Source organism: Cupriavidus sp. FW216-B1 (assembly GCF_058789195.1).
The window spans coordinates 541662-553742 of sequence record NZ_JBYTEL010000002.1 but is presented as its reverse complement, the minus strand read 5'-3'; the positions used below and the strand labels follow the sequence as shown (position 1 = coordinate 553742).

The 12081-nt window shown below is 66.8% G+C and carries 9 protein-coding genes; 1 reads left to right on the top strand and 8 read right to left on the bottom strand.

Translation table 11 applies throughout. The features are described 5' to 3' along the window. Positions 1-53: 53 nt before the first annotated feature. The 5 genes from pstS to AC3WXD_RS09540 form a co-directional block, all read right to left on the bottom strand. Positions 54-1085 (bottom strand): phosphate ABC transporter substrate-binding protein PstS, encoded by a 1032-nt coding sequence (pstS, locus tag AC3WXD_RS09560; RefSeq protein ID WP_059413327.1) that lies wholly within the window; start codon positions 1083-1085, stop codon positions 54-56. 408 nt (positions 1086-1493) lie between these two features. Beyond that, a complete protein-coding gene (glmM, locus tag AC3WXD_RS09555; RefSeq protein ID WP_020202887.1) occupies positions 1494-2840 on the bottom strand; it encodes a phosphoglucosamine mutase in 1347 nt (448 codons plus the stop codon). A gap of 36 nt (positions 2841-2876) precedes the next feature. Beyond that, positions 2877-3761 (bottom strand): dihydropteroate synthase, encoded by an 885-nt coding sequence (folP, locus tag AC3WXD_RS09550; protein ID WP_059413326.1) that lies wholly within the window; start codon positions 3759-3761, stop codon positions 2877-2879. 201 nt (positions 3762-3962) lie between these two features. Next, positions 3963-5846 carry an ATP-dependent zinc metalloprotease FtsH gene (gene ftsH / locus AC3WXD_RS09545; RefSeq protein ID WP_020202885.1) on the bottom strand — a complete coding sequence of 628 codons (1884 nt, stop codon included), beginning with the start codon at positions 5844-5846 and terminating at the stop codon, positions 3963-3965. Positions 5847-5962: 116 nt separating this feature from the next. Further along, a complete protein-coding gene (locus tag AC3WXD_RS09540; protein ID WP_020202884.1) occupies positions 5963-6628 on the bottom strand; it encodes an RlmE family RNA methyltransferase in 666 nt (221 codons plus the stop codon). A 271-nt stretch (positions 6629-6899) separates the two neighbouring features. Here AC3WXD_RS09540 and AC3WXD_RS09535 point away from each other — a divergent pair, with 271 nt between their 5' ends. Next, complete coding sequence (locus tag AC3WXD_RS09535; protein WP_029043582.1) at positions 6900-7397, top strand: YhbY family RNA-binding protein; 498 nt, start codon at positions 6900-6902, stop codon at positions 7395-7397. Between the two features lie 168 nt (positions 7398-7565). Here AC3WXD_RS09535 and AC3WXD_RS09530 read toward each other — a convergent pair whose 3' ends face one another. From AC3WXD_RS09530 to carB, 3 genes are all read right to left on the bottom strand, one after another. After that, positions 7566-8069, bottom strand: a complete 504-nt coding sequence (locus AC3WXD_RS09530; RefSeq protein WP_492323580.1) for a DUF4149 domain-containing protein — start codon at positions 8067-8069, stop codon at positions 7566-7568. A 17-nt stretch (positions 8070-8086) separates the two neighbouring features. Next, the gene (gene greA / locus AC3WXD_RS09525; RefSeq protein WP_020202881.1) at positions 8087-8563 is read right to left on the bottom strand and encodes a transcription elongation factor GreA; all 477 of its coding nucleotides are present in this window, start codon (positions 8561-8563) and stop codon (positions 8087-8089) included. A gap of 213 nt (positions 8564-8776) precedes the next feature. Next, positions 8777-12025, bottom strand: coding sequence for a carbamoyl-phosphate synthase large subunit (gene carB, locus AC3WXD_RS09520; RefSeq protein WP_492323579.1), 3249 nt, complete (start codon positions 12023-12025; stop codon positions 8777-8779). Between the last annotated feature and the right edge of the window lie 56 nt (positions 12026-12081).

Genomic DNA, 12081 nt, shown 5'->3' with positions numbered 1-12081 from the left:
GGCAAAACCGCCAGGCCGGGCGCCAGGGCCCGGCGATGGCGGTCAGCCCATCATCAGTACAGCGACTTGCCCGAACCGTCCTTCACCGAGGTCTTCCAGGTGTTGCGGATCTGGTTGACGACGCCTTCCGGCAGCGGCACGTAGTCCAGGTCGGTGGCCATCGCGGCACCGCTCTTGTAGGCCCAGTCGAAGAACTTCAGCACTTCGGTGCCTTGCGCCGGCTTTTCCTGGCTCTTGTGCAGCAGGATGAAGGTGGCGCCGGCGATCGGCCATGCGGCCTTGCCCGGCTGGTTGGTCAGGATCTGGTAGTACGTCTTGCTCCAGTCCGCGCCGGCGGCGGCGGCCTTGAAGCCGTCGTCGCTGGGCTGCACGACCGCACCCGAAGAATTCTTCATGTTCAGGTAGGTCATCTTGTTCTGCTTGGCGTAGGCGTACTCGACGTAGCCGATCGCGCCGTTCAGGCGCTGCACGAACGCGGCCACGCCTTCGTTGCCCTTGCCGCCCGTGCCGCCGCCCGGCCAGTTGACGGTGGTGCCTTCACCGACCGAGCTCTTCCAGTCCGAGCTGACCTTGGTCAGGTAGTTGGTGAAGATGAAGGTCGTGCCCGAACCGTCGGCGCGGCGCACCGGCAGGATGTCCTGGCTCGGCAGCTTGGCGTGCGGGTTCAGCGCCTTGATGGCGGGATCGTCCCACTTCTTGATCTTGCCGAGGTAGATGTTGGCCAGCACTTCGCCAGTGATGGTCAGCTCGCCCGGCTTGACGCCCTGCAGGTTGATCACCGGCACCACGCCGCCGATCACCGTCGGGAACTGCACGAGGCCTTGCTTGGCCAGTTCGTCGTCCGTGAGGGGTGCGTCCGAAGCACCGAAATCGACGGTCTTCGCGCCGATCTGCTTGATGCCGCCGGCCGAACCGATGGATTGATAGTTGACCTTGTTACCCGTTGCCTTTTGGTATGCGTCGGCCCACTTGGAATACACGGGCGCCGGGAAAGATGCGCCAGCACCGGTAATTTCCGCCGCGAACGCAGTGCCCGCCACCACCAACGACACGATGCCTGCTACGGCAGTCTTGACCAGCTTCATATGTCCTCCAGAGACATGGTTGGGGAATGACAATTTTTTGACACGTCGAACTTTATGCCCCGTATATGACAATTACATGACATCACGAGATCTTCTTGTAAGTCGACGGCAAGTCTCTTTGACGGTCGCCAGGAGGATGACATGCGCATGACAAAACGCGCCGTTTAATACACTATTTCGCCCAAAATCGCCCCGATAGACACATTTTGCTAGCATTTGGCGCGCGCACACCGGATGGCCGTTAATTGCAGTACGGGCGCAAAAAAAGCCGGGTGAAAACCCGGCTCCATGCCACCGGCGACGCCGGTCCGCCGCATCCGCCACGCTCGCGGCGCAAGCGGCCTACCCTCTCCCGCCTGCGGGCGCGGAAGGCAAGCCCCCGCATCCCGCGCGCGGCGGAGTGGCGTGTCAGGCGCGCAGCGAATCGGCCAGCGTCTGCGCCGCCCGCTCGGCGGTCTCGACCTGCTCGGCCTCGACCATCACCCGCACCACCGGCTCGGTCCCCGAGGCGCGGATCAGCACCCGGCCCTTGCCTTCGAGCTGCGGCTCGATGACCGCGCGCGCGGCGCTCAGGCCGGCGTGCGACTGCCAGTCGAAGCCCTTTTCCACGCGCACGTTGATGAGCGTCTGCGGGAACAGCGACACGCCTTCGAGCAGTTGCGCCAGGGTCTTGCCGCTGCGCCGCAGCGCGGCCAGCACCTGCAGCGCGGAGACGATGCCGTCGCCGGTGGTGTGCCGGTCCAGGCAGAGCAGGTGGCCCGAGCCTTCGCCGCCCAGCACCCACTTGCGCTTGTTCAGTTCCTCCAGCACGTAGCGGTCGCCCACCTTGGCCCGCACGAACTCGACGCCCTGGCGCTTGAAGGCCAGCTCGACCGCCATGTTGGTCATCAGCGTGCCGACCGCGCCGGCCACGCTCTGTCCGGACTGCAGGCGGTCCTGCACGATCAGGTAGAGCAGTTCGTCGCCATTGAACAGGCGGCCGTCGCGGTCCACCACCTGGAGGCGGTCGGCGTCGCCGTCGAAGGCCAGGCCGAGGTCCGCGCCGTGGGCCTTGACCGCCTCGATCAGCTTCTCCGGCGCGGTGGCGCCGTAGCCGGCGTTGATGTTGCGCCCGTCGGGCTGGTTGCCGATCGACACCACGTCGGCGCCCAGCTCGTGGAACACGTGCGGCGCGATGTGATAGGCGGCGCCGTGGGCGCAGTCCACCACCAGCTTGAGCTTGTGCAGATCCTGCTCGTAGGGGAACGTGCTCTTGCAGAACTCGATGTAGCGCCCGGCCGCATCGTCGATGCGGCGCGCGCGGCCGAGGTCGTCGGAGCGCACGCACACCATCGGCTCTTCCAGGGCCTGCTCGATGGCCAGCTCCACCTCGTCGGGCAGCTTGTCGCCGTCGGCGGAGAAGAACTTGATGCCGTTGTCGTAGTACGGGTTGTGGCTGGCCGAGATCACCACCCCGGCCGACAGCCGCAGCGCGCGCGTGAGGTAGGCCACGCCGGGCGTGGGCAGCGGCCCGGTCAGCAGCACGTTGACGCCGGCCGAGGTGAAGCCGGCTTCCAGCGCGGCTTCCAGCATGTAGCCGGAGATGCGGGTGTCCTTGCCGATCAGCACGGTCGGGCGCCCCTGCGCCTGCTGGCGCGCGCCGTGGGCCAGCACCATGCCGGCCGCGTAGCCGAGGCGCATCACGAAATCGGGCGTGATGGGCGCCTCGCCCACCCTGCCGCGCACCCCGTCGGTGCCGAAGTACTTGCGTGTCATACGTGTTTTCTCCCGTCGTTCTGTCTTGTGGGGATGCTAGCCCGCGTCCCCTGTGATCGATTCCTGCCGGATGGCCCACCACGTCTTGATGGCGTCCACGGTCTGCTCCACGTCGTGCACCCGCACGATGTACGCGCCGCGTTCCGCCGCGCAGACCGCCGCGGCCAGGCTGGCGGCCACGCGCTGCTGTGGCGGCCGGCCGCCGAGGATGGCGCCCAGCGTCGACTTGCGCGACAAGCCTACCAGCAGCGGCAGCCCCGCTACCGCGAGTTGCGGCAGGCGGGCCAGCAACTGCAGATTATGATCCGGCGTCTTGCCAAAGCCAAAGCCCGGATCGAGGGTGATGCGGGCCTCGTCGACGCCGGCGGCGCGCAGCGCGTCCACCCGTTCGCCGAGGAAGCCGGCCACCTCGCGCACCACGTCGCCGTAGCGCGGGTCTTCCTGCATGGTCTGCGGGTCGCGCTGCATGTGCATGACGCACAGGCCGGCCTGCCCCGCCGCCGCCTCGCTCACGGCCGCGACCGCGCCGGGCATGCGAAAGCCCCAGATGTCGTTGATCAGGTCGGCGCCGGCGGCCAGCGCGGCCCGCATGACCTCGGGCTTGTAGGTGTCGATCGACAGGGGCCGGCCGCAGTCGCGCAGCGCCTCCACCACCGGCAGCACGCGCGCCAGTTCCTGCTCCAGCGGCAGCGCCGCCGAGCCCGGCCGGCTGGACTCGCCGCCGATGTCGATGATGTCGACGCCCTCGGCGATCATGCGCTCGGCATGGCGCAGCGCGGCATCGCGCCCGGCATGCTGGCCACCGTCGGAGAACGAGTCGGGCGTGACGTTGAGGATGCCCATCACCAGCGGGCGGCGGTTGCGTGCGAAGCGGAAGCGGCCGCACTGGAAATGCGAGTCAGCGGAGATCGGGGACAACATGGGAAAACCGGGAAAGTGCAGGAAACCGGGACGGGCCGCGAGGCAGGCTGCGGAATAGGCCACAGAATAGGCCGTGGAATAGACCGCGGAGCAGGCCGCGCCCGGGCGGCGGCAATGAAAAAGCCGGCGCACGGGGCGCCGGCTTCAGGCTCGGTGGACGGGCAGGCAAACGACTGCGGCCGCTGCCGCCGAGCCGGCCGTTCAGGCCGCGGCGGGCGCGGTGGCGGGCGCCACCGGCGAGCCGCCCGACGGGGTGTTGCCACCACCGTTCTGGCCGGACGCGCCGCGCGGCGGCCGCGGCGGCTTGCCCGCCATGATGTCGTTGACCTGGTCGGCGTCGATGGTTTCCCATTCCATGAGCGCGGTCGTCATGGCCTCGACCTTGTCGCGGTTTTCCTCGAGCAGGCGCTTGGCCAGGCCATATTGCTCGTCGACAATGCGGCGGATTTCCGCGTCGACCTTCTGCTGCGTGGCTTCCGACACGGTCTTCGAGGACATCTTGCCGAACATGCCGTCCTGCTCGGTATCGACGTAGACCATCGTGCCGAGCGTGTCGCTCATGCCGAAGCGGGTCACCATGTCGCGCGCGGTCTTGGTGGCGCGCTCGAAGTCGTTGGAAGCACCGGTGCTCATGGCGTTGAGGAAAACCTCTTCCGCCGCGCGGCCGCCGAACAGGATGGCAATCTCGTCGAGCATGTTGTCCTTGTACTTCGAGTACTTGTCATGCTCCGGCAGCTGCCAGGTCACGCCCAGCGCCCAGCCGCGCGGCATGATCGTGACCTTGTGCACCGGGTCGGCCTTGGGCAGCAGCTTGGCCACGACCGCATGGCCGGACTCGTGGTACGCGGTGGCGCGGCGTTCTTCCTCGCGCATGACCGTGGACTTGCGCTCCGGACCCATGTAGATCTTGTCCTTGGCGTCCTCGAAGTCCTGCATGTCGACCACGCGCTTGCTGCGGCGGGCGGCGAACAGCGCTGCTTCATTGACCAGGTTGGCCAGGTCGGCGCCCGAGAAGCCGGGCGTGCCGCGCGCGATCACCGAAGCGTCGACGTCGTTGCCGATCGGCACCTTGCGCATGTGGACCTTGAGGATCTGCTCGCGGCCGCGGATGTCCGGCAGGCCCACGTAGACCTGGCGGTCGAAGCGGCCCGGACGCAGCAGCGCCTTGTCCAGCACGTCGGAGCGGTTGGTCGCGGCGATCACGATCACGCCCGAGTTGGCCTCGAAGCCGTCCATCTCGACCAGCATCTGGTTCAGGGTCTGCTCGCGCTCGTCGTTGCCCCCGCCCATGCCGGCGCCGCGATGGCGGCCGACCGCGTCGATTTCGTCGATGAACACGATGCAGGGCGCCTGCTTCTTGGCGTTCTCGAACATGTCGCGCACGCGGGCCGCGCCCACGCCGACGAACATTTCAACGAAGTCCGAGCCGGAGATGCTGAAGAACGGCACCTTGGCCTCGCCGGCGATGGCGCGCGCCAGCAGCGTCTTGCCGGTGCCCGGGGGGCCGACCAGCAGCACGCCGCGCGGGATGCGCCCGCCCAGCTTCTGGAATTTCTGCGGATCCTTGAGGAAGTCGACCAGCTCGACCACTTCTTCCTTGGATTCGTCGCACCCGGCGACGTCCTGGAACGTGACCGCGTTCTGGTTCTCGTCGATCAGGCGCGCGCGCGACTTGCCGAACGAGAAGGCGCCGCCTTTGCCGCCGCCCTGCATCTGCCGCATCATGTAGAACCAGAACACGATGATCAGCAGGGTCGGCCCGAGGTAGTACAGGGCCTGGACCAGCACGTTGGGTTCGTCGTCGGCCTTGCCGGTCACCTGGACGCCGTACTTCATCAGGTCGCCGACCATCCAGATGTCGCCCGGCGAGATGATGGTGTACTTCTGCCCTTCCTTGGGCGTCACCACCAGATTGCGGCCTTGCACGTCAACCCGGCCCACCTTGCCGTTCTTGGCGTCATCCATGAACTGCGAATAGGTGACGCCCTCCTGCGTGCGGGGCTTGTCGAACTGCTTGAAGACGGTAAACAACACCAGCGCGATCACGAGCCAGATTGCCGCCTTTTGAAACAGGTTGTTATTCAAGGCCAAACTCCTTTACGAACGCCTTGCCAACGGGATAGCTGCATTGTAATGCAGTGCCCGGTGCCGGGGGGAAAAGCAAATTCATCGATGCGATAGGCCCGTCCCGCCGGCCCATCTCACCCCACCGACTTGAGGTAACGCCCAAGAATGAAGGTCTCGGAAGACTTGTCGCGCGACGCCTTGGGCTTGCGTTTGGCGACCACCTTGAACTGGCGCTTGAACTTCTCCACGATCTGGCTATAACCGCTGCCATGGAAGCACTTTACCAGCAATGAGCCCTCCGGCTTCAAATGGGCCTGCGCAAATTCCAGCGCCAGGTCGCACAGGTAATCGATGCGCGCCGCGTCCGCGAAGGCCACCCCGGACAGATTGGGGGCCATATCCGACAAAACAAGGTCGATCTTCGCGCCGCCGGAGGCGGCCAGCACGATTTCCTCGAGCTGGCGGAAAACCGGCTCCTCGCGGAAGTCGCCCTGGATGAAAGTGACGTCGGCGACGGCTTCCATCGGCAGGATGTCGATCGCCACCACCGCGCCGTCGATGCCGCCGTCCTTGGCGCGCGGCGACGCCGCCAGCTTGTTGCGCGCGTACTGGCTCCAGCTGCCCGGCGCGGCGCCGAGGTCGACGATGACCTGGCCGGGACGGATCAGCTTGTCCTGCTCGTCGATCTCCTTGAGCTTGTACGCGGCGCGGGCACGGTAGCCCTCGCGCTGCGCCAGCTTCACATACGGATCGTTGATATGGTCGTGCAGCCACGACTGATTGAATTTGTTCTTGGCCATTTGCCTGTGAAACCTGCCTGATACCTGCCTGAAACTCGCCTGATGCCTGCGCGGGGCACCCGCCCCGGAAACCATTTGCCGCGCCGCCCCGGTCCGGGAGCGGCCGCGCGTTTTTCATTCGTTTTGCTGTTTTTGCAGCCCGACGGTGCCAGTTTGACGGATAATACGCGCCGATTCGTTTTTCGGCACTTCGGTGCCTGGTTTGCGCACCGAGCTGCGCGCCCGTTTGCACTAACCCGCGCCCATTTGCGCCCTCGCCTGCGCTTTATCTATGCCCGCTCTTCAACTTATTCCAGCCCAGCGCTCCGAACTCCGCTCCCGCGCCCACGGCCTCAACCCGGTCGTGATGATCGGCGCCGACGGCCTGACGCGCCCGGTGCTGGCGGAAATCGACCGCAGCCTGGCCTCGCACGACCTGATCAAGATCCGTGTGTTCGGCGACGACCGCGAGAACCGCATCGCCATCTACGAAGCCATCTGCGAGGATCTCGACGCGGCCCCGATCCAGCACATCGGCAAGCTGCTGGTGGTATGGCGCCCGGGTCCGGCCGTCCTCAAGGAAAACCGTCCCCAGGAACTGGGCCGGCTGGCGCCGCGTGGCGGCGCCGCCCCGCGCACCGTGACGGTGCGCAAGCCCAGCGCGGCGCCCAACCGCCGCCCGAAGCGCTCGCAGGTGACGGTGCTCGGCAACGAGCGCGTGACCGCCGGCGGCAACGTCAAGCGCGCGCGTCCGCGTCCGTCCAGCCAGAAGAAGAAGGCGCTCGACTGAGGCGCTGCCCGGCGCGGCCAGGGCCGCGCTTCGGGCCATGTGCCTTATTCGGGCTTAGAAGTTGTTTCAACATGAAGCGAAGCGGTCCTGGCCAAGCGCGGCCGCAGACAGTACAGCTGGTACTTGCCGTGCCGCGCAACGACGCCAGGATCTTCTTGAAACGACTTCTTATTCGCCCGCCGAACGTGGCGCCGCTGCGCGCCACACCATGACCAGGGCCAGCAGGCTCTGCACCAGGTAGATCACGCTCGACACGCCGTGCAGCATGCCGAACTGGCCCTTGTAGGGCGACTCCGACACGCCCACGCCGAGCGCGGACGCCTTGTCCTTGAGGTCTTCCATGAACGGCTGGATGCCGAAATAGCCGGCCAGCACGCACACCAGCATGGCCAGCACCAGCCAGCGCAGGCCGCGGTAGCGGCCCGCGCCGCGGCGGATCATCAGGTTGCACAGCGCCAGCTGCAGCACGCCCACCACGATGCCGAGAATGGCTTCGGTGCGGAACAGCTGGCCGGCGATCAGGCCGGCGGTTTCCCGGCTGGGCAGCACGGCGAACAGCGTCGGGGCCACCATGTAGCCCACCGTCCACAGGCTGCCGGCCCAGACCACGGTCAGCAGGAGAAAGATCCGATGCGGCGGGGGCGGCAGGCTGGAATAGGAAGAGGAGAACACGAAGCCTCGTTGATCGTTCAGATGTAGCGAACCGTGATGACTTCGTATTCGCGCTCGCCGCCGGGGGCCAGCACGGTTGCCACGTCGCCCTCGAACTTGCCGATCAGCGCGCGCGCGATGGGCGAACTGACCGAGATCTTGCCGCTGTCGAGGTCGGCCTCGTCGTCGCCGACGATCTGGTAGCACACCGGCTTGCCGGATTCCAGGTCTTCCAGGTCCACGGTGGCGCCGAACACGATGCGGCCGTCGGTGTCGAGCTGGCTCGGGTCGATGACCTGCGCGGCCGACAGCTTGGATTCCACTTCCAGGATGCGGCCTTCGATGAAGGCCTGCTTTTCCTTGGCGGCGTCGTACTCGGCGTTTTCCGAGAGATCACCCTGCGCGCGCGCTTCGGAAATGGCATTGATCACGGCGGGACGCTCGACCGCCTTCAGGCGCTGCAGCTCTTCTTTCAGCAACTCTGCGCCGCGCTTGGTAATCGGAATCGTGCTCATGTCTTTCGTTCTGCAAAAAAATGAGCCGCAGCGGAGCGGGAACCATGCACCGGCAACGTGCCCGGGCACTTCCGCTCAACCGCGGCTTTTCAGGTTGTTCTCAGATTGGGTCGTCGGCCCTGACCGACCAGATTGCCGTAGTTTAGGCCAAGACTGCCGCCCGCAGCAACTGCGGGCGGCCCGGGGGCCCGGCAAGGCCGGGCCCCGCGGCGCTCAGGCCAGCGAGGCGTGCAGGCCCTGCAGGTCGTAGACCTCCAGGCTCTGCAGGTGCTTGAGGCCTTCCACCGCGGCGCGCGCGCCGGCGATGGTGGTGTAGTACGGCACCCGGTTGGCCAGCGCCGAGATGCGGATCGAGCGCGAGTCGGCGATGGCGGTGCGGGTCTCGTCCACGGTGGTGAACACCAGTGCCAGCTCGCCGTTCTTGATCATGTCGACGATGTGCGGGCGGCCGTCCTTGACCTTGTTGACCACGCGCACCGGAATGCCGGCGGCCTCGATCGCCGAGGCGGTGCCGCGCGTGGCCACCAGCGGGTAGCCCATCTCGTGCAGCATGCGGGCCACGCTGACGGCGTGCGGCTTGTCGCTGTCCTTCACGGTCAGCAGCACCGTGCCCTTCTCCGGCAAGCGCGAGCCGGCGGCGAGCTGGCTCTTGAAGAGCGCCTCGCCGAAGGTCTTGCCCACGCCCATCACCTCGCCGGTGGAGCGCATCTCGGGTCCGAGCACCGGGTCCACGCCCGGGAACTTGTTGAACGGGAACACCGCTTCCTTGACGCTGAAGTACGGCGGCACCACTTCGTCGTGGATGCCCTGCGAGTCCAGCGACTGGCCGGCCATGCAGCGCGCGGCGATCTTGGCCAGCGACAGGCCGGTGGCCTTGGACACGTAAGGCACCGTGCGCGAGGCGCGCGGGTTCACTTCCAGCACGTAGACCACGTCCTGGCCGTCGGTGTGCTGGATGGCGAACTGCACGTTCATCAGGCCGATCACGTTCAGGGCGCGGGCCATCGCCGCGGTCTGGCGCTTGAGCTCGTCCACGGTGGCCTGGGCCAGCGAGTACGGCGGCAGCGAGCAGGCGGAGTCGCCCGAGTGCACGCCGGCCTGCTCGATGTGCTCCATCACGCCGCCGATGAACACGCGCTGGCCGTCGCACAGGGCGTCGACGTCGCACTCGATGGCGTCGTTGAGGAAGCGGTCCAGCAGCACCGGGGAGTCGTGCGACACCTTCACGGCCTCGCGCATGTAGCGCTCGAGGTCGCGCGGCTCATGCACGATTTCCATCGCGCGGCCGCCCAGCACGTAGGACGGGCGCACCACCAGCGGGTAGCCGATTTCCTCGGCCAGGCGCAGCGCCTCGTCCTCGGCGCGCGCGGTGCGGTTGGGCGGCTGGCGCAGGCCGAGTTCCTGCAGCAGCTTCTGGAAGCGCTCGCGGTCCTCGGCGGCGTCGATCATGTCGGGGCTGGTGCCGATGATGGGCACGCCGTTGGCTTCCAGGTCCAGCGCCAGCTTCAGCGGGGTCTGGCCGCCGTACTGCACGATCACGCCGACCGGCTTTTCCTTGTCGACGATCTCCAGCACGTCTTCGAGCGTCAGCGGCTCGAAGTACAGGCGGTCCGAGGTGTCGTAGTCGGTCGACACGGTTTCCGGGTTGCAGTTGACCATGATGGTCTCGTACCCGTCCTCGCGCAGCGCCAGCGCGGCGTGCACGCAGCAGTAGTCGAACTCGATGCCCTGGCCGATCCGGTTCGGGCCGCCGCCCAGCACCATGATCTTCTTGTTGGCGGTCGGCTGCGCCTCGCACTCGCCATGCTCGGCTTCGTACGTGCCGTACATGTAGGCGGTGTTGGTGGCGAACTCGGCCGCGCAGGTGTCCACGCGCTTGTAGACCGGGCGCACGCCGGCGGCGTGGCGCGCGGCGCGCACCTCGGCCGGCTTGGCGCCGAGCAGCTTGGCCAGGCGGCGGTCGGAGAAGCCCTTCTGCTTCAGGTGGCGCAGCTCGGCCGCCGACAGGCTGTCGAGCTTGCGCGCCTTGACCAGGGTCTCGGTCTTGACGATGTCCTCGATCTGGGCCAGGAACCACGGGTCGATGTCGGTCTCGGCGTGCACTTCCTCGAGCGACATGCCGATGCGGAAGGCATCGCCCACGTACCAGATGCGGTCCGGGCCGGCTTCGCCGATTTCCTCGACGATCTCGTCGCGGTCGGTGGACTTGTCGTCCAGGCCGTCCACGCCGACTTCCAGGCCGCGCAGCGCCTTCTGGAACGATTCCTGGAAGGTGCGGCCCATCGCCATCACCTCGCCCACCGACTTCATCTGGGTGGTCAGGTGGCTGTCGGCCTGCGGGAATTTCTCGAAGGCGAAGCGCGGCACCTTGGTGACCACGTAGTCGATCGACGGTTCGAACGAGGCCGGGGTCTGGCCGCCGGTGATCTCGTTCTTGAGCTCGTCGAGCGTGTAGCCGACCGCCAGCTTGGCCGCGACCTTGGCGATCGGGAAGCCGGTGGCCTTGGAGGCCAGCGCCGACGAGCGCGACACGCGCGGGTTCATCTCGATCACGATCATGCGGCCGTCGGCCGGGTTGATCGAGAACTGCACGTTGGAGCCGCCGGTGTCCACGCCGATCTCGCGCAGCACCGCCAGCGAGGCATTGCGCAGGATCTGGTATTCCTTGTCGGTCAGGGTCTGCGCCGGGGCCACGGTGATCGAGTCGCCGGTATGGATGCCCATCGGGTCCAGGTTCTCGATCGAGCAGATGATGATGCAGTTGTCCGCCTTGTCGCGGACCACTTCCATCTCATATTCCTTCCAGCCCAGCAGCGATTCCTCGATCAGCAGCTCGCGCGTGGGCGACAGGTCCAGGCCGCGCTTGCAGATTTCCTCGAATTCCTCGCGGTTGTAGGCGATGCCGCCGCCCGAGCCGCCCAGCGTGAAGGACGGGCGGATCACGATCGGGTAGCCGCCGGTGCTGGTTTCCCTGGCGATCTGCGACTGCACGGCCAGCGCTTCTTCCATCGAGTGGGCGATGCCGGACTTGGCCGAGCCCAGGCCGATCTTGGTCATCGCTTCCTTGAACTTCTGGCGGTCCTCGGCCTTGTCGATGGCCTCGGGCGACGCGCCGATCAGCTCCACCTTGTACTTGTCCAGCACGCCGTGGCGGTGCAGGTCCAGCGCGCAGTTCAGCGCGGTTTGGCCGCCCATCGTCGGCAGGATGGCGTCGGGGCGCTCCTTCTCGATGATGCGTTCGACCACTTCCCAGGTGATCGGCTCGATGTAGGTCACGTCGGCCGTGTTGGGGTCGGTCATGATCGTGGCCGGATTGGAGTTGACCAGGATGACCTTGAAGCCTTCCTCGCGCAGCGCCTTGCAGGCCTGGGCGCCGGAATAGTCGAACTCGCACGCCTGCCCGATGATGATGGGGCCGGCGCCGATGATCAGGATGCTCTTAATGTCTGTGCGCTTTGGCATTGCACGCTCTCTTTGTTGGCCGGCCGCGCGCTCGCGCGGGCCGCGCCGGATATCAG